This window comes from Geothrix mesophila, assembly GCF_022808835.1.
Taxonomy (GTDB): Bacteria; Acidobacteriota; Holophagae; order Holophagales; family Holophagaceae; genus Geothrix; species Geothrix paludis.
Genome location: NZ_JAKZLD010000003.1, coordinates 268503 through 285866, shown reverse-complemented (window position 1 = coordinate 285866; position 17364 = coordinate 268503). Strand labels below are relative to the sequence as shown.

Annotated in this window: 15 protein-coding genes; 4 read left to right on the top strand and 11 right to left on the bottom strand. The window is 68.4% G+C overall.

Features of this window, described 5'->3' with window-relative positions:
• Window position 1: 1 nt before the first annotated feature.
• From thiS to rpmH, 9 genes are all read right to left on the bottom strand, one after another.
• Window positions 2–202 carry a sulfur carrier protein ThiS gene (gene thiS, locus MLG87_RS11260; protein ID WP_243295265.1) on the bottom strand — a complete coding sequence of 67 codons (201 nt, stop codon included), beginning with the start codon at window positions 200–202 and terminating at the stop codon, window positions 2–4.
• Window positions 199–1392, bottom strand: a complete 1194-nt coding sequence (locus MLG87_RS11255) for a trans-sulfuration enzyme family protein (protein WP_243295264.1) — start codon at window positions 1390–1392, stop codon at window positions 199–201. The genes thiS and MLG87_RS11255 overlap by 4 nt, the downstream gene beginning before the upstream one ends.
• A gap of 72 nt (window positions 1393–1464) precedes the next feature.
• Entirely contained in the window at window positions 1465–1755 is a 291-nt protein-coding gene (locus MLG87_RS11250) for a hypothetical protein (RefSeq protein ID WP_243295263.1), read from the bottom strand.
• Complete coding sequence (gene gatB / locus MLG87_RS11245) at window positions 1752–3236, bottom strand: Asp-tRNA(Asn)/Glu-tRNA(Gln) amidotransferase subunit GatB (protein ID WP_243295262.1); 1485 nt, start codon at window positions 3234–3236, stop codon at window positions 1752–1754. The genes MLG87_RS11250 and gatB overlap by 4 nt, the downstream gene beginning before the upstream one ends.
• Before the next feature lie 33 nt (window positions 3237–3269).
• Window positions 3270–4571 (bottom strand): tRNA modification GTPase, encoded by a 1302-nt coding sequence (locus MLG87_RS11240; RefSeq protein WP_341848587.1) that lies wholly within the window; start codon window positions 4569–4571, stop codon window positions 3270–3272.
• A 9-nt stretch (window positions 4572–4580) separates the two neighbouring features.
• Window positions 4581–5045 carry a hypothetical protein gene (locus tag MLG87_RS11225; protein ID WP_243295261.1) on the bottom strand — a complete coding sequence of 155 codons (465 nt, stop codon included), beginning with the start codon at window positions 5043–5045 and terminating at the stop codon, window positions 4581–4583.
• Between the two features lie 9 nt (window positions 5046–5054).
• Window positions 5055–6632: a YidC/Oxa1 family insertase periplasmic-domain containing protein gene (locus tag MLG87_RS11220; protein WP_243295260.1), complete on the bottom strand. Its 1578-nt coding sequence runs from the start codon at window positions 6630–6632 to the stop codon at window positions 5055–5057.
• Window positions 6629–6997, bottom strand: a complete 369-nt coding sequence (locus MLG87_RS11215) for a ribonuclease P protein component (RefSeq protein ID WP_243295259.1) — start codon at window positions 6995–6997, stop codon at window positions 6629–6631. The genes MLG87_RS11220 and MLG87_RS11215 overlap by 4 nt, the downstream gene beginning before the upstream one ends.
• 10 nt (window positions 6998–7007) lie before the next feature.
• A complete protein-coding gene (gene rpmH, locus MLG87_RS11210; RefSeq protein WP_026852422.1) occupies window positions 7008–7142 on the bottom strand; it encodes a 50S ribosomal protein L34 in 135 nt (44 codons plus the stop codon).
• 178 nt (window positions 7143–7320) lie between these two features.
• Between rpmH and dnaA the strand changes: the two genes are divergently transcribed.
• From dnaA to gyrA, 4 genes are all read left to right on the top strand, one after another.
• Window positions 7321–8760, top strand: coding sequence for a chromosomal replication initiator protein DnaA (gene dnaA, locus MLG87_RS11205; RefSeq protein ID WP_243295258.1), 1440 nt, complete (start codon window positions 7321–7323; stop codon window positions 8758–8760).
• Window positions 8761–8974: 214 nt separating this feature from the next.
• Window positions 8975–10108 (top strand): DNA polymerase III subunit beta, encoded by a 1134-nt coding sequence (gene dnaN / locus MLG87_RS11200; RefSeq protein ID WP_243295257.1) that lies wholly within the window; start codon window positions 8975–8977, stop codon window positions 10106–10108.
• 49 nt (window positions 10109–10157) lie between these two features.
• Window positions 10158–12722 carry a DNA topoisomerase (ATP-hydrolyzing) subunit B gene (gene gyrB / locus MLG87_RS11195; RefSeq protein ID WP_243295256.1) on the top strand — a complete coding sequence of 855 codons (2565 nt, stop codon included), beginning with the start codon at window positions 10158–10160 and terminating at the stop codon, window positions 12720–12722.
• Window positions 12723–12776: 54 nt separating this feature from the next.
• Window positions 12777–15383 (top strand): DNA gyrase subunit A, encoded by a 2607-nt coding sequence (gene gyrA / locus MLG87_RS11190; RefSeq protein ID WP_243295255.1) that lies wholly within the window; start codon window positions 12777–12779, stop codon window positions 15381–15383.
• Window positions 15384–15434: 51 nt separating this feature from the next.
• Here the strand turns inward: gyrA and MLG87_RS11185 are convergent, their stop codons facing one another.
• Both MLG87_RS11185 and MLG87_RS11180 read right to left on the bottom strand, forming a co-directional pair.
• Window positions 15435–15863: a gamma-glutamylcyclotransferase family protein gene (locus MLG87_RS11185; protein ID WP_243295254.1), complete on the bottom strand. Its 429-nt coding sequence runs from the start codon at window positions 15861–15863 to the stop codon at window positions 15435–15437.
• A 75-nt stretch (window positions 15864–15938) separates the two neighbouring features.
• The gene (locus MLG87_RS11180) at window positions 15939–17177 is read right to left on the bottom strand and encodes a serine hydroxymethyltransferase (RefSeq protein ID WP_243295253.1); all 1239 of its coding nucleotides are present in this window, start codon (window positions 17175–17177) and stop codon (window positions 15939–15941) included.
• Between the last annotated feature and the right edge of the window lie 187 nt (window positions 17178–17364).

The following is a 17364-nucleotide window of genomic DNA, read 5'->3' as shown; positions in this document are numbered from 1 at the left end:
GTCAGCCGCCGCCCACCAGCCGCACCACCTCCAGCCGGTCGCCCTCCTTCAGGGGGGTGGCCGGGTGGTCGGCCCGGCGGATGACCTCGCCGTTCAGCTCCACGGCGCTGCCGAAGGCCGGCAGGTCCAGCCAGGTGGCCAGGTCCGCCACCGTGGCCAGGGCCGGGGTGTCGCGGGTCTCCCCGTTGATGCGCAGCCTCATCGGGCCGCCGCTGCCGCCTGGAAGCCCCTTTCCAGATCGGCGATGAGATCCGGCTGATCCTCGATGCCCACGGAGAAGCGCAGGAGGCCGTCCGTGATGCCGAGGCGGGCCTTCACATCGGGGGGCGTCCTCAGGTGGCTCATGCTGGCGGGGTGCTGGATGAGGCTCTCCACGCCGCCCAGGCTCACGCCCCGGGTGATGACCTCCAGGGCCTCGCAGAATCGCTGGCCCGCCAGGAGGCCCGCCCGCAGCTCGAAGCTGATCATGGCGCCGAAGCCCTTGTCCATCTGCCGGGCCGCGACCTCGTGGCCCGCGTGGGTGGGCAGGCCCGGGTAGTCCACCCGGGCCACGGAAGGCTGCCACAGCAGCCACTGGGCCAGGGCCTGGGCGTTGTCCGAGGCGCGATGCACCCGCAGGGGCAGGGTCTTGAGGCCGCGGTGCAGCAGCCAGGCGGCCATGGGATCCAGCGTCGGCCCCATGACCTTGGTGAGGTGCCAGCAGGCCACCACGTCCGCGTCCGAGCCGGCGATGACGCCCGCCACCACGTCGGAATGGCCCGCCAGGTACTTGGTGGCCGAGGCCACGCTGAGGTCGATGCCGAACCGCAGGGGCTTGGTGTGGAAGGGGCTGGGGAAGGTGTTGTCGGCCACGGTGCGGATGCCGTACTTCTTCCCCAGGGCCGCCACGGCGGCCAGATCCGTCACCGCCAAAGTGGGGTTGGAGGGTGTCTCCACCCAGAGCATCCGGGTCTCCGGGCGGATGGCCGCCTCCCACTCCGCGCCGTCCAGCGTGTTCTGGATCCAGGTGACCTCGAGCCCCCGCTCGGCCTCCCAGCGGCGGATGAGCTGCTCGGTCCCCAGGTAGATGGCGGCGGGCGCCACGAGATGATCCCCCGTTTTCAGGAAGGCCTCGAAGACCAGGGCGAAGGCCGCCATGCCCGAGGCAGCCACCAGGGCGCGCTCGGCGCCCTCCAGGGCCGCCAGCACGGATTCGACTTCGCTGGCGTTGGGATTGCCCCAGCGGGTGTAGAAGGTCGGGGGTTCGACGGCCGCCGCGAACTCTGCGCCCTCGCGGTTCTCCAGCAGCTCGAACACGGAGGTCTGGAAGATCGGCGTGGTCACGGCCCGGGTCGGATTGTGGTGCTTTCCGGCGTGGATGGCGGTGGTGGTGGGACCCCAGGGCGTGGGCATGTCGGCCTCGTCAGGTGCGCGGGAGCGCCTTGGCTCCTGGTTCCCAGCATAGGCGCGGAAGCCCGCTCCGGCCTACCACTTCCAGAAGATGAGAGCGAGGGCCACCACCGCCAGGCCGATCACCGCCACCAGGCGCCAGACCGAAGCCCGGCCCGTCGGGCGCCCGCTGGGCTCCTGGTCCGTCAGGGCCGCGCGGGTCAACTCGTCCATGTCCGAGGGCGGCGCGGGAGCCTGGCAATCCAGACAGAGGAAGGGTTCGCCCGGCGTCTCCACCGCATCCACGATCACCCGCCCGCAGCCCTGGCACACATGGCCCACGCCGGGAAGGTAGGCCGAGAGGGAAGGGGGGATCTCGTTGCTCATGGCCCAGCATGCGGTGCGGATCCGCCCTTGGCCAGCCCTTCGGCCAACACTTCGTTCACCACGCCGGGATCCAGCCGGCCGCCTCCGGCCTTCAGCACCTGGCCCACCAGGAAGCCCCGGAGGTTCGTCTTCCCCGCGTGGAACTGGGCCACCGGTCCCGGGTGGTCGGCCAGCACCTGGGCCACCAGTGCCTCGATGGCGCCCCGGTCGCTGACCTGGGCCAGCCCCTTGCGCGCCACGATATCCCCGGCCCGGCCTTCGCCCGCCAGCAGGGCCGGGTACACCTGCTCCTTGGCCGCGCCGAAGCTGATCCGGCGCTCCCCGACCAGGCCCACCAGCTCCGCCAGGGCCTCCGGTGGAACAGGGAAGGCCGCGATGCCGCCTCCGCGCTCATTGAGGGTGCGGCTCACCTCGCCCAGCATCCAGGTGGCCGCGGCCTTGCCCTGGCCCGACGCGGCGGCCAGCGCCTCGAAGTAGTCCGCGAAGGCCGGGTCCTGGAGCAGGGTGAGGGCCTCCTCCTCGCCGAGGCCGAAGGCGGCCCGCCAGCGCTGTGCCCGGGCCTCCGGAAGCTCGGGCAGGGAGACCCGCACTGCGGCGACCTCAACCTCGGTCACCTCCAGGACCGGCAGGTCCGGCTCGGGGAAGTAGCGGTAGTCCATGGCGGCCTCCTTGGTCCGCTGGGCCCGGGTCTCGCCGGCCTCCGCGTCCCAGCCGCGGGTCTCCTGGACCACGGCGCCGCCCGCCTCCAGCAGGGCCGTCTGCCGCGCCACCTCGTGGGCCAGGGCCTGCTTGACGAACCGGAAGGAGTTGAGGTTCTTCACCTCCACCCGTGTCCCGAAGGTCTCTGTCCCCCTTCGCCGGAGGCTCACGTTGGCGTCGCAGCGGAAGCCGCCCTCCTCCAGGTTTCCGTCCCCGATGCCCGGGAAGACCACCAGGCGATGCAGGGCCTTGAGGTAGTCCGAAGCCTCCTGCGGGCTTCTCAAGTCTGGCATTCCCACCACTTCAAGCAGTGGCACCCCGGCCCGGTTGAGGTCCACCAGGGTGGCGTCGGGCCGCTGGTCGTGGAGGCTCTTGCCGGCATCCTCCTCCAGGTGGGCCCGCTCGAGGCGGATGCGCACGGGCCCGTCCTCCCCGCGCACGGCGGGATCGCCGGCGATCTCCAGAGACCCGCCCTCCACCAGCGCCACGGGCCCCTGGGTGATCTGGTAGCCCTTGGGCAGGTCCGGGTAGAAATACTGTTTTCGGTAGAACGTGCTGCGTTCCTGGATGCGAGCGCCCAGGGCCAGGCCCAGGCGGAGCCCCAGGCGCACGGCCTCGCCGTTGAGCACGGGGAGGGCCCCGGGCAGGCCAAGGCAGACGGGGCAGGTCTGGGTGTTGGGGGGGGCGCCATAGGCGTTGCGGCAGGCGCAGAAGAGCTTGGACCGGGTCCGCAGCTGGACGTGGACCTCGAGACCGATGATGGCTTCAAATCCAGGCTTCACGCACCCTCCTGGGGCCAGTCTACTTCGCCGGGCCTATTTCCCGAGGCAGAAGCTGCTGAAGAGTTCGTCCAGGGTGCGCTCGGCGCGGTCCTCTCCCGTGAGCTGGGCCAGCAGGCCCCAGGCCCCCTGGAGGAGCGAGGCCGGCAGCTCGGGCGGGCAGCCGGGTTCCAGGCCGGCCAGCAGGTCCAGCTGGCGGGCGAGGTCGTCCAGGAGGTCGGCCTGCCGCTGGGTGGCCAGGGCCCCCAGGCAGGCCTCCGGCGCCAGCCCTCCCAGGATGCGGTCCTTGAGGGCGCTCTCCAGGGCATCCAACTCGCCGCGGTGGGCGGCGATGGCCACGCCGGGCACCTCGGCCAGGTCCCCGAAGGTGCGGACCTCCAGGACCTTGGCGGCGAAGGGGGCCAGGGCCGCCTGGAGGGCCGGATCAGGTATGGCGTCCGGGGCCGGCCAGAGGTGCAGGACCAGGTCGGCCCCCTCCAGGACGGGGGCGACTCGGGCCACGCCGAGCCGCTCCACCGGATCCTCCGTGTCCCGCAGACCCGCGGTGTCGTAAAGGCGAAGGGGCAGCCCCCGCCATTCGCAGCGGACCTCCAGCACGTCGCGGGTGGTGCCGGGGATGTCGGTGACGATGGCCCGATCCTCGCCGGCCAGGGCATTGAACAGGGTGCTCTTCCCGGCGTTGGGACGGCCCACCAGGGCCAGACGGAGGCCATCCTGGAGGTGCCGGGCGGCCCGACAACGCACCTGTTCCACGTGGAACTGTTGCCGAAGGGGCTCCAACACTCGGTTCAAGGCCAACAAATCCAACAAGATATCTTCCTCGTCCCCGTAGTCCACGGCCGCCTCGGCCCGGGCCACCCAGGGGGCCAGGGCCTCCCGGGCGGCCGGAATCCAGGAGGGAAGCGCCCCCGCCCGCGCCTGGGCCAGGCGGATCTGGGTATCGGTCTCCGCGGCCACCAAGTCCCGCAGGGCCTCGGCCTCCAGCAGGCCCTGCTTGCCGTTCAGGAGGGCCCGACGGGTGAACTCGCCCGGCTCCGCCAGGCGGACGCCCAGGGCGCCCAGGTGCTCCAGGAGCCGGCGCACCAGCAGCGGGTTGCCGTGGACCTGCAGCTCCACCAGGTCCTCCCCCGTGTAGCTGGACGGAGCCGGGAAGAAGAGCACGAGGGCCCGCTCGGCAAAGCCGCCCCAGCGCAGCGTGCGCAGCGAGGCCACCCGCGGTTCCGGCAGCGCCAGCAGGGGCGCGAGGATGGCCGGCAGGCCCGTTCCCGAGACGCGCACCACCGCCACCGCCGCGGGCAGCAGCGGCGTGGCGGGGGCGCAGATCGGTTCCGGGGTCACCGGGCCAGTCTACTTCCGGAACACCTTCACGGGCTTGAAGGTGCCCGCGCCTTCGCTCTCGGTGCCCAGGCCCTCCTCGCGACTCACCACCAGGTGCACCCAGCGGCGCTCGCGGGGACTGAGGGCGCCGAGAGTGTGGCTGCCCAGCTCCCGGGCCCGCTCGGCCGCGAAGCGGCCCATGGCCATGACCTCCTGCATGCGGAAGAGCCGGGCGCCCTTCGCGTCCAGATAGGCCAGCTTGGCGTCCTCGCGCTCGCCCTGGGCCTCGTGGACCAGGAACTGGAGGGCGTCCAGGCCCGCGCCCCGATTGGCCGCCAGCCAGCCCGCGTCGGGACCGGACACGGACAGGCGATTGGGGAAGGCCTCCTCGTCGCCCGAGGGGGCGGACTTCGCTTCCACGGACAGGCCCAGGTGGCTCATCCACCGGGTGATGAGCTCGGGCACGGACTCCAGGCTGGCGCCGCTCTTGCGCATGGCTGTCTCCTAGACCTTGATGGGCTGAGGCTGGTAGGACTTCATGATCCACCAGGTCTGGGCGATGCCGATGAGATTGAAGACGAAGTAGTAGATCACGAGCCCGGCCGGGCTCTGGGCGAAGAAGAAGGTCATCATCGCCGGCATGAGCACCAGCATCATCTTGCGCTGGGCGGGATCGCCCACGGCGGGGGTCATGTACTGCTGGGCGAACATGGAGGCGCCCATCAGCACCGGGTAGATGAAGTAGGGATCCTTGGCGGAGAGGTCCACGATCCAGCCGAAGAAGGGCGCGTGGCGCAGCTCGAAGACGGCGTTGAGCATGGACCAGAGGGCCAGGAAGATGGGCATCTGGAGCAGCATGGGCAGGCAGCCGCCCATGGGGTTGTGGCCGTTCTTCTTGTAGAGCTCCATGAGCTCCTTCTGCATCTCGGCCTTCTTGGTCATGTCGCCGCCGAACTTCTCATACTTGGCCTGGATGGCCTTCTGGTGCGGCTCGAAGTCCTTCATGCGCAGCATGGAGATGGTCTGCTTGGTGTTCAGGTGCCAGGTGGCCAGGCGGATGATCACCGTGAAGAGCACGATGGCCCAGCCCCAGTTGCCCACCACGCGGTAGACCATGCGCAGCATCCAGAAGAGCAGCTGGGCCACGGCGCCAAAGAAGCCGTAGTCGATGACCCGGGTGAAGGGCTTCTCGAAGGCCAGGAGCGGCTCGGCCTGCTTGGGGCCCAGGTAGAGGGAGGCCTCCAGGCGGCCGTTCTCCGGCAGCAGCTGGTAGCCCGTGGCATCCCGGCCCGCGGGGCGGGGCAGCTTCCAGAGGGCGGCGAAGTAGTGGTTGCGCTGGCTCTTGGCGTCCTTCTCCACGCCCGCGTCCAGGCCCAGACGGCTCGAGGAGGGCGGCAGCTCCTTGCGTTTGGCGCCCAGGAAGCTGAAGAAGGGGTCGTGCAGCATCTCGGTCCAGGTCACGGCCTGGATGGACTTCTCGGACAGGGTGAACACGCGGCCCAGGTGCTTCACGGGATCGTCGCTGGTGGGGTTGGCGACCAGCTGGAGGGCGGCGTTCCGGGGCGAGAAGCCTTCGAGGTGGATCTCGAGGCCCTTCTGGGGCACCAGGTAGCTCAGGCGGTCGCCCGCGGCGTTCTCGAAGGTGACGGTGGTGACGCCCGTCGCGGCCTTCTCCTCGCGCACCGTCTCGAAGCCGGGCCCCTGCAGGGCGCCCAGGCCCGGGAAGGCGTCGGGGAAGAAGGAGGTGCCATCCTGGAGCCAGATGGCCTGCTTCAGGGCGCCGGTGGCCACCTGCCAGGTCAGGCGGTAATCCGCCGTGGTCAGGGTGTGCGTGGCGGCAGGGTCCGCAGCTTTCACGCCCGTGGGCGCGTTCGCCGCGGCGACCTGGGCCACGGAGGCCGTAGGGGAGGCTGCGGAGGCCTGGGCGGGTGCGGCGGTCGGCTGGGCCTTGGGAGTCTCCGGAGCAGGCGCCTGGACCTGGGCTGGCGGCACCGGCTTGGCGTACCGGGAACTGAGCCAGAACTGGGCCCCCAGCAGGATCATGCTGCCGATGACGAAGTAGAGGACATTGCGGTTTTTCATGGCGTGTCCAAGGGGGGGAGACGGCGCAGGGCCAGCCCGAGCTGGCCCTCGATATCCCGGAAGGTGAGCCGATCAAGAGGAGGTGCGCTCCGGGCGGGGCGCACCCAGACGACCCAGGGCTGGCCTGCGAGGCGCCCGGAGAGCGACAGGAAGGCCATGCGGACCTGCCGGCGGAAGCGGTTCCGCCGGACGGCGGGACCGGTCTTCCGCGGGGAAGTCACGAGCAGGAGCGGTAGGGAGCCGCTGGGCCGCGGCCAGGCGCGGATGTCCAGAAACGCCTCATGCCCCAGCAGAGGCCGGGGCAGGGGCGTGGGCACGGCGTGGTCCCGCTGGCGGACCGTGCGGAAGCGGCCCTTGAAGATCACGGGAGCGGCGTCAGACCGCCAGGACGTGGCGGCCCTTCGCGCGGCGGCGCTTGAGCACCAGACGCCCGTTCTTGGTCTTCATGCGGCTCAGGAAGCCGTGGGTCTTCGCGCGGCGGCGGTTGTTGGGCTGGAAGGTGCGCTTCATGGTTCCACCTCGGGGGTCCCCTCCCGGGGAGGAGGACGAACCTTCGAGGGTATCAGCGGTGGGCGCGCGGCTCAAGGCCATTTCCATCCTCCCATCCGCCCTCTGGGGTGCTAGATTTGGGGTCCTCCCCGCGAGTCTTCCGTGGCCGGTGGCGTGCGAAGCCCGCCCCCGAGGTTGCGTGCCCACGCGCTTCCGCCACGCCAGCCGCCCCACCCACCGCTCCGGTGAACTCATGCGCTCCACTGATCCCACCGCCCTCTGGGACACCATTCGACTGGGTCTGTCCAAACAGCTCCCCGAAGCCAGTTTCAAGGAGTGGATCGCACCCTGTGCCCCTCTGAAGGTCGAGGACGGGACCCTCTGGATCCAGGTCCCCAGCGCCGCCGCCAAGCTCTGGATCGAGCAGCAGCTGCCCGAGGAGTTCAACGACGCGCTGGCCCAGGGCGGCCTGGCGGACCTCCACCTGGTGTTCCAGGTGACCGGCGCCCCGCCCGTGGAACCCGCGGCCCCGCCCAGGAAGAGCGAGTCCGGCTCCCATTCCGCCTATGCCGCCGCCGAGGCGCCCACCTCGTTCCCCTACCTCTTCAACCGCTACACCCTCGACCGCTTCGTGGTGGGCCCGGGCAGCCAGCTCGCCTTCGCCGCGGCCAAGGCCGTGGTGGACAGCTACGGCAAGGCCGCCACGCCCCTCAGCATGAATCCCCTGTTCATCTATGGCGGCGCCGGGCTCGGGAAGACCCACCTCATGGTGGGCATCGGGAAGGGCCTACTGGCGCGCAATCCGAAGCTCCGCGTGGCCTACCTCAAGGTGGACAACTTCTTCAACGAGCTCACAGTCGCCATCAAGGCCAAGAACACCGAGCCCATGCGGAAGAAGTACCAGCAGAACGACGTGCTGTTGCTGGATGACGTCCAGACGCTGGGGAAGATGGAGCGGACGCAGGAGGAGATCTTCTACATCCTCGAGTACCTGCTCCAGCACGGAAAGCAGATCGTCCTCACCTCGGACAAGCCGCCCCAGCGTCTGGAGGGCTGCCACGAGCGGCTCATCACCCGCTTCAAGTGGGGTCTCACGGCTGACATCCAGCCCCCGGACTTCGAGACCCGCATCGCCATCCTGAAGAAGAAGCTGGAGGACGCGGACTTCAAGAACGTGCCTCCCATCCCCGAGGACGTCCTCACCTTCATCGCCCACAAGGCCAAGGGCAGCGTCCGCGACCTGGAGGGCTTCCTCACCCGCGTCATCTTCCAGGCCAGCCTCATCGGCGTTCCCCCCACCCTGGAAGTGGCCCACGCGGCCTTCCAGGGCCAGAGCGGGGAAGAGCCCACGGCCGGCGTGCCGCCCGAGCGGATCTACCGCATGACCGCCGAGACCTTCAACGTCTCCTTCGTGGACCTCATGAAGAAGCGCTCCCGCCAGCAGGTCATCCTCGTGCCGCGGCAGGTGGCCATGTACCTGGCCCGGGAGATCGCGTCCGCGCCCTTCACCGACATCGGGCGCTCCTTCAGCATGCACCACTCCACCGTCATGAACGCCATCGACTCGGTGCGGGAGCGCATGAAGCGCGATCCGGAATTCCACAGGATGGTCCAGGCCCTCCTGAATAGCATTCATTGATTTGATTATTGTTGACGTGTTTTCAACACAGGGTCCTCCCGGGGAATCCGCAAACCGGCCAACCACGCCGCGCGGAGGGGTTCCGACCCCTGGATTCCGCACCTCCCCGGAGGCTCTCCACAGCCTGTCCCGAGCGGGGAAACTCCGGTAGGATAGGGCTTTGAGACGTCATTCCACAGGTTGTCCTGGGCTTCAGCATCATCAAGGGTGATACATGAGTCTTCAGTTACAGGTTTCCAAGGATCGTCTGGATCGCACCCTGGGGATTCTGAAGCACGCCTTGGACCGTCGGGTTACGTTGCCCATCCTCCAGCACATCCTGGTGGACGTGCGGCCCAAGGAGGTCGTGCTGAAGGCCACGGACATGGAGCTGGCCTTCGAGGCCACCGTGCCTGGCGAAGGGCAGGGCGAGTGGACCATGGCCGTGCCCGGCAAGAAGTTCATCGAGACCGTGCGGGTGTTTCCGGAGGGGCTCCTGAGCCTGGAGTGCCCCGATGCCGGCGGCCGCCTGTGGTTGCGGGCCAAGGGCATGAACTCCGAGCACAACATCCAGCCCGGCGAGGGCTTCCCGGAGCTTCCCGGGCCCGGCAACCAGCTGCCCGTGGTGAAGATCCCCGTGCTGCGCTTCAAGCGGGCCATCCAGCTGGGTTCCATCGCCGTCAGCAAGGACGCCACGAAGCCCACGCTCTCGGCAGTGCTGGTGCACCTCTCCAAGCACCATGTGCGCGTGGTCTCCACGGACGGCTTCCGCCTCGCCGTGGCCGAGGTGCCCTGCGACACGAAGCTCAAGGACGAAGTGCGCCTCATCGTGCCCAAGCGGGCCCTGGACCTCATCCCCACGCTGCTGGGCGACGAGGGCGAGGTGGAGCTCTGCTGGGACGGCACCACGCTCTTCCTGGACCAGCCCGGCCTGAAGTTCAGCACCCGCCTCGTCACGGGCAACTACCCCGCCTACGAGAAGGTGCTGCCCGCCGAGCTGCCCAAGCGCGTGATCATGGACCGCGAGGTCTTCCTCCGCACGCTGCGCTTCGTGGGCTTGAAGAAGGACGACTACAACAAGAACGTGCGTCTGTTCTACGAGTTCCCCAACCTGCGCACGGTCTTCCAGCACCCCGACGAGGGCGTGAACCAGGCCACGCTGCCCTTCACGGGCGAGGAACAACCCTTCGAGCTGGCCTTCAACATCGACTACCTCACAGAACTGCTGGAGCGGCTCCCCGGCGAAGAGGTGGTCTACCAGTTCAAGGACGAGGTGGGCCAGGGTGTCTTCATGTCGCCCAGCCTGGAGGACTTCAGCTTCCGCTACGTCCTCATGCCCGTCCGCTTCGCCACCAGCGCCACCGCCTGAACGGCGCCCGCACCACCGCATTCCACCGTACCCAACCAAGTGAGTCTTGATGTCTGAAGAAGTCTCCCGCGCCCGTGTCCACACCCCCCAGGAATCCGACAGCTACACCGCCGACAACATCACGGTCCTGAGAGACCTCGAGGCCGTCCGGAAGCGGCCCGGCATGTACATCGGCGACACCGATGACGGCAGCGGCCTGCACCACATGGTCTACGAGGTGGTGGACAACGCCATCGACGAGGCCCTGGCGGGCTTCTGCACCCGCGTGGACGTGACCCTCCACAATGACGGCAGCTGCAGCGTGGAGGACAACGGCCGCGGCATCCCTGTGGACATCCACAAGGAGGAGGGCCGCAGCGCCGCGGAAGTGATCATGACGGTGCTCCACGCCGGCGGGAAGTTCGACAACACCAGCACCGAGGGCAAGAACGCCTACAAGGTCTCCGGCGGCCTCCACGGCGTGGGCGTGTCCTGCGTGAACGCCCTCTCGTCGAAACTCTGGCTCACCATCTGGAAGGAGGGCCAGGAGCACGCCATGACCTTCTCCCAGGGCAAGGCGGACGCCCCCCTGAAGGTCGTGGGGCCCACGGCCCGGCGCGGCACCCGCGTGCGCTTCCAGCCCGATCCCGAGGTCTTCAACAACGTCCTCGACTTCAGCTTCGAGACCCTCAGCCAGCGCCTGCGGGAGCTGAGCTACCTGAACCAGGGCGTCCACATCCGCATCACGGACGAGCGCTCGGGCAGCACCCACGACTTCATGAACGCCGGCGGCATCAGCGCCTTCGTGGAGCACCTGAACCGCAACAAGCCGGTCCTCCACAAGCCCCCGATCCTCATCAAGGACGAGAAGCAGGACACCACGGTGGAGGTGGCCCTCCAGTGGAACGACTCCTACCAGGAGACCCTCTACTGCTTCACGAACAACATCCGCAACCGCGACGGCGGCGCGCACCTGGAGGGCTTCCGGGCCGCCATGACGCGCGTCATCAACGCCTACGCCGAGAAGAACAACCTGCTGAAGAGCGCCAAGGTGAGCCTCTCCGGCGAGGATATCCGCGAGGGCCTCACGGCGGTCATCAGTGCCAAGGTTCCTGATCCCAAGTTTTCCAGCCAGACCAAGGATCGCCTGGTGTCCTCGGAGGTTAAGGGTATCGTCCAGACCATCGTCTACGACAAGCTCTCCAGCTTCTTCGAGGAGAACCCCCGGGAGGCCAAGGCGATCCTGGAAAAGGCCATCGAGGCCGCTCGGGCCCGCGAGGCCGCCCGCAAGGCCCGCGAGCTGACCCGCCGCAAGGGCGCCCTGGACGGGGGCGGTCTGCCGGGCAAGCTGGCGGATTGTCAGGAGAAGGATCCGGCCCTCAGCGAGATCTTCCTGGTGGAGGGCGACTCTGCCGGCGGCAGCGCCAAGCAGGGCCGCCACCGGGCCACCCAGGCCATCCTGCCCCTCAAGGGCAAGGTCCTGAACGTGGAGAAGGCCCGCTTCGACAAGATCCTCGGCCACAACGAGCTGCGCGTGCTCATCCAGGCGCTGGGCACGGGCATCGGCAAGGAGGAGTTCAAGGTCGAGAGCCTCCGGTACCACAAGATCGTGCTCATGACCGACGCCGACGTGGACGGCTCCCACATCCGCACCCTCCTGCTGACCTTCTTCTACCGGCAGATGCCCGAGCTGGTGGAACGGGGCCACCTCTTCATCGCCCAGCCACCCCTCTACAAGGTGAAGAAGGGCAAGACCGAGAAGTACATCAAGGACGAGCGGGCCCTGGAGGAGTTCCTCTTCCAGAAGGCCCTGGACGGCTGGACCCTCAGCCTGCCGGACGGCACCGAGCACAAGGGCGCCACCCTGGTGCGCGAGATGAAGAAGTGGGGCGAGGTGCAGCAGCTCTTCGGCAAGCTGGACCGCCGCGGCTACGCCCAGCCCTTGGTGCGCGCCCTCCTGGCCGAGGGCCTGCTGGACCCCGAGCGGTTCCAGACCCGGGAGGCTCTGGAGGAGCTGGCCGCCGCCATCACCCGCCAGAAGCTGGGCACCTGCGAGATCGAGACCATCGAGGCCATGGAAGTGCCCTCGGACGAGGAGGGCGGGGCCCCGATATCCGTGCCCGCCTCCCACCGCCTCCGGCTGGTGCGCATGCACATGAGCCGCCCCATCACCCTCTGGATCGACAGCCAGGTGGCCCACTGGGGCGAGTTCCGCCGCCTGGCCACCCTCCAGGTGGAGCTGGCGGGCTTCCGGGGCGGTGAGCTGCGTCTCCGCCGCCTCAAGGACGTCAAGGAAGCCCCGAGGGACAAGGATGCCGACGAGGAGGCCGAGGAAAGCACCCCCAAGCTCGGCAAGGAGCAGGTCTTCTCGGACCCCGAGGCCATGCTGGCCATGGTCCTGGAGGAGGGCAAGCGGGGCCTGGGCATCCAGCGCTACAAGGGGCTGGGCGAGATGAACCCGGAGCAGCTCTGGGAGACCACCATGGATCCCGAGCGCCGCACCCTGCTGCAGGTCCGCGTCGATGACGCGGTGGAGGCCGACGAGATCTTCACCGTCCTCATGGGCGATGCCGTGGAACCCCGACGCCGCTTCATCGAGACCAACGCCCTCCTCGCGGAGAACATCGACATCTAAGTCCTGTTTTTGCAGGATGTCGAGCTGCGTTCCACGTAGAACACCGGGAAACACATGAACCTGAATCGCATCGAGCCCCTGGAAATCGAAAAGGAAATGCGGAAGTCCTACCTGGACTACGCCATGAGCGTCATCGTGGGCCGGGCCCTGCCCGACGTGCGGGACGGCCTCAAGCCTGTGCACCGGCGCGTGCTGTTCGCCATGGGGGAGGCCGGGAACGACTGGAACCGGGCCTACAAGAAGTCCGCCCGCACTGTGGGCGACGTGATGGGTAAGTACCATCCCCATGGCGACTCGGCCATCTACGACACCCTCGTCCGCATGGCCCAGCCCTTCTCCATGCGCCACGTGCTGGTGGACGGCCAGGGCAACTTCGGCTCCATCGATGGCGACTCCGCCGCGGCCATGCGCTACACCGAGGCCCGCCTGTCCCGGCTGGCCAACGAGATGATGGGCGACATCGACCAGGACACGGTGGATTTCGGGCCCAACTACGACGGCAGCATGCAGGAGCCCCTCGTCCTGCCCACCCGCTTCCCCAACCTGCTGGTGAACGGCTCCCAGGGCATCGCAGTGGGCATGGCCACCAGCATCCCCCCCCATAACCTGCGGGAGTGCTGCTCGGCCCTGGTGACCCTCATCGACCACCCCGCGACGGGCCTGGACGGCCTCATGGCCCACATCAAAGGGCCGGACTTCCCGGGCGGTGGCCTCATGCTGGGCACCGAGGGCGTGGTGGACGCCTACCGCACGGGCCGCGGCCGGTGCGTGGTGCGGGCCAAGTCCCACGTGGAGCAGATCCGGCGGGCCGGGGACCGGGAGCAGATCGTCTTCACCGAGCTGCCCTACCAGGTGAACAAGGCCACGCTCATCGAGAAGATCGCCGACCTGGTCCGCGAGAAGAAGATCGACGGCATCAGCGACCTGCGGGACGAGAGCGACCGCGAGGGCATCCGCCTGGTGGTGGAGCTGAAGAAGAACGAGCCCAGCGACATCGTGCTGAACCAGCTCTACCAGCTGACCCAGCTCCAGAACAGCTTCCCCATCACCATGCTGGCCATCGTCAACGGCCAGCCCCGCATCTGCACCCTCCGGGAGGTGCTGCAGGAGTTCATCGGCTTCCGCCGCGAGGTGGTCACCCGCCGCACCCTCTTCCAGCTGCGGAAGGCGGAGGAGCGGCACCACGTCCTGCTGGGCCTCAAGATCGCCCTGGACCACCTGGATGCCGTCATCAAGCTCATCCGGGCCGCCAAGACCCCCGAGGAGGCCAAGGCCGGCCTCATGGCGGGCGCCTTCGCCAGCGCCGCGGCCCTCAAGAAGGATCCCAGCCTCTGCCTGTCCGCCGTGCAGGCCCAGGCCATCCTGGACATGCGCCTCCAGCGCCTCACGGGGCTGGAGCGGGAGAAGATCCTCGACGAGCTGGCCGAGCTGGAGAAGCTCATCGCCAAGCTCAAGGCCATCCTGTCGGACGAGAAGCTGCTCCTGAAGGTCATCAAGGAGGAGTTCCAGCAGGTGGCCGAGCAGTTCGGCAACGACCGGCGCACCGAGATCACCGGCTACTCCGGCGAGATCCGCATGGAGGATGTGGTGCCCGACGACCCCATGGTCGTCACCATGTCCAAGGCCGGCTACATCAAGCGCACCGACCTCACCGCCTACCGCCGCCAGCGCCGGGGCGGCAAGGGCAAGGTGGGCATGAAGACCAAGGACGAGGACTTCGTCGAGCAGCTCTTCATGACCAAGGCCCACGACACGCTCATGGCCTTCACGGACAAGGGCATTGTGTACGCCCTGAAGGTCTACGACCTGCCCGAGGCCGCCGCCTCCACCCGGGGCAAGCACATCCGGAACCTCATCTCCCTCAAGGACGGGGAGAACGTGGTGACCCTCATGGCCCTGCGGGACTTCCCCGAGGGCGAGAACCTGGTCTTCGTCACCAGCGACGGCACTGTCAAGAAGTCCAGCCTGGCGGCCTACGCCAACATCCGGTCCAACGGCCTCATCGCCCTCAACATCGACGACGGCAACACGCTGGTGGCCGTGCGGCGGTCCACGGGCCAGCAGCAGATCGTCCTGGCCACGGCCCAGGGCAAGGCCATCCGCTTCCCGGAGGAGGATGTCCGGGCCACGGGCCGCGCCACCACGGGCGTGCGGGGCATGAAGTTGGCCAAGGGCGACCACATCGTGGACATGGAGGTGGCCGACCCCCTGCCGGACCTGCCGGAGGGCGTGGAGCCCGACGAGAGCACCGAGGACCACGGCATGCTGCTCACGGTCTGCGAGAAGGGCTACGGCAAGCGCAGCCTCCTCCAGGACTACCGGCTCCAGGGCCGGGGCGGCACGGGCGTCATCAACATCCGGGCCGGGGTCCGCAACGGCCAGGTGGTGGGCTTCAAGCTGGTCAAGCCCGGGGAAGGGTGCCTCCTCATCAGCCAGGAGGGCATGGTCATCCGCTTCCTCATCGATGAGGTCCGCAAGACCGGCCGCAACGCGCAGGGCGTCAGCCTCCTCAAGCTGGCCAGTGCCGAGGACCGCGTGGTGGGCCTGGCCAAGATCGATGCCAGCGCCATGGCCCTGGACGAGGAAGAGGAGCTGATCGAAAGCGAGGCCGCCCATCCCGGCCCCGACGAGGGCGGCGAACAGCCGAAGCTGGGGTTGTAGTTGCCCTGGCTTTAGACATGCGAAAAACGGCGCGGTTCGCGCCGTTTTTCGTCAGAGGTAAGACGCCCAGTCCCCGCTAGGAAGCTCCATGGCCTCCCGCTCTAGCCGGGGCAGGCGTTCCACATGGAACACATAGACCCAGGCGCGGTAGTGCTGGCCTCCTTCGAGGATCACGGGGCGGATCTCGCGCGTGAAGAGGCCCTCATCCACGCCCTCCAGGGGATCCAGGTCGGCCAGGGCGGAATCGAGATCCCCCTCGTCCTCGTAGCCCACGAAGTCGCCCCGAACCCAGCCGGGGCCCGGTGGTGGCTCCGCAGGATCGGGTTCTGGCACCACGGCGGGGTAGCCTGCCGGCAGGTGGAAGAGGCGCCCCGCCACCCAGGCCCGGGTGTGTCCCTCGGGGTGGGTCCGCATCAGCCAGGCGTGGTTCGACCCGCCTTCCCGCAGGGATCCGTATACGAACAGTCCATCGGCGACCACGCGTCCTCCTCGAAAAACATACCGCCAAAACGCAGGGCGTTTTGGCGGCAGTCGAAGGGTTAGTGATGGAACGGACTACTCGGGGATCGGGAACTGATCCGTCAGGTGGAAGACCTCCTGGCGGACGCGGGCGAAGGTGCACTCGTCGGCCCGATGGCGCAGGGTGACATCGAAGAAGCGGGCGATCTGGTCCATCTCCTCCTCCTTCATGCCGCGGGTGGTGAGGGCGGGGCTGCCCAGGCGCACGCCAGAGGGCTTGAGGGGCGGGTTGGGGTCGAAGGGGATGCCGTTCTTGTTGGTGGTCATGCCGGCCCGGTGGAGGCAGGATTCGGCCTCGTGGCCCAGGAGGTCGTGGTCTCGAAGGTCCACCAGGAAGAGGTGGTTGTCCGTGCCGCCGCTGACGATGCGCCAGCCCCGCTCCTGCAGGCCCTTGGCCAGAGCATGGGCGTTGCGGATCACCTGGCCGCTGTAGGCCTTGAACTCAGGCTGCATGATCTCGTGCAGGGCCACGGCCTTGGCGGCGATGACGTGCATGAGGGGACCGCCCTGGACACCCGGGAAGACGGAGCGATCCAAATCCTTGGCATATTGGGATTTGCAGAGAATCATGCCGCCGCGGGGGCCCCGCAGGGTCTTGTGGGTGGTGGTGGTGACGAAGTCCGCGTGGGGCACGGGATTGGGGTGATGCCCCGTGGCCACCAGTCCGGCGATGTGGGCCATGTCCACCATGAGCATGGCGCCCACCTCGTCGCAGATCTCCCGGAAGAGGGGGAAGTTCCAGGTGCGGCTGTAGGCGGAGGCGCCCACCACGATCATCTTGGGGTTGTGCTGCTTGGCCAGGGCGCGCACCTCGTCCATGTCCACGCGCTCGTCCTCCTGGCGCACGTGGTAGGGCACGAACTTGTAGAGGATGCCCGAACTGTTCAGGGGGTGCCCGTGGGTGAGGTGGCCGCCGTGGGCCAGGTCCAGGCCCATCACCGTATCGCCGGGCTTGAGGGCGGCCAGGTAGACCGCCATGTTGGCTTGGGCGCCGCTGTGGGGCTGCACGTTGGCGTGCTCGGCGCCGAAGATCTGCTTGGCGCGGTCGCGGGCCAGGTTCTCCACGATGTCCACCTGGCTGCAGCCGCCGTAGTAGCGCTTGCCCGGGTAGCCCTCCGCGTACTTGTTGGTGAAGTGCGATCCCATGGTCTGCATGACCGCGCGGGACGCGTAGTTCTCCGACGCGATGAGCTCCAGGTGATGCCGCTGGCGCTGCACCTCCAGCTCCAGGGCCTGGAACACAGCGGGATCGGAGGTTCGGATCACTTCGTACATGGCGGAGGCTCCAGGGTGATGTCCCTATCCTAGCCGCGGTCGCACCCCGTTACGGCACCCTCTTCGTGAGTGGCGTCACAGAAGGGGGCGCGAGGTCCTCATTCGTCGCGCGATCCAGGCGAGACTGACGCGGACCCGCGCTGGGCGCCACCCCACGGATGGCGCGACGACCCATAAAACCATCCCC

Bases quoted from the DNA above. Each gene is read 5' to 3' on its own strand.
- MLG87_RS11180 (WP_243295253.1), bottom strand. From the start codon at position 17,177: ATGTACGAAGTGATCCGAACCTCCGATCCCGCTGTGTTCCAGGCCCTG.
- MLG87_RS11220 (WP_243295260.1), bottom strand. From the start codon at position 6,632: ATGAAAAACCGCAATGTCCTCTACTTCGTCATCGGCAGCATGATCCTG.
- MLG87_RS11255 (WP_243295264.1), bottom strand. From the start codon at position 1,392: ATGCCCACGCCCTGGGGTCCCACCACCACCGCCATCCACGCCGGAAAG.
- gyrB (WP_243295256.1), top strand. From the start codon at position 10,158: ATGTCTGAAGAAGTCTCCCGCGCCCGTGTCCACACCCCCCAGGAATCC.
- rpmH (WP_026852422.1), bottom strand. From the start codon at position 7,142: ATGAAGCGCACCTTCCAGCCCAACAACCGCCGCCGCGCGAAGACCCAC.
- MLG87_RS11250 (WP_243295263.1), bottom strand. From the start codon at position 1,755: ATGAGCAACGAGATCCCCCCTTCCCTCTCGGCCTACCTTCCCGGCGTG.
- thiS (WP_243295265.1), bottom strand. From the start codon at position 202: ATGAGGCTGCGCATCAACGGGGAGACCCGCGACACCCCGGCCCTGGCC.
- dnaN (WP_243295257.1), top strand. From the start codon at position 8,975: ATGAGTCTTCAGTTACAGGTTTCCAAGGATCGTCTGGATCGCACCCTG.
- MLG87_RS11225 (WP_243295261.1), bottom strand. From the start codon at position 5,045: ATGCGCAAGAGCGGCGCCAGCCTGGAGTCCGTGCCCGAGCTCATCACC.
- gyrA (WP_243295255.1), top strand. From the start codon at position 12,777: ATGAACCTGAATCGCATCGAGCCCCTGGAAATCGAAAAGGAAATGCGG.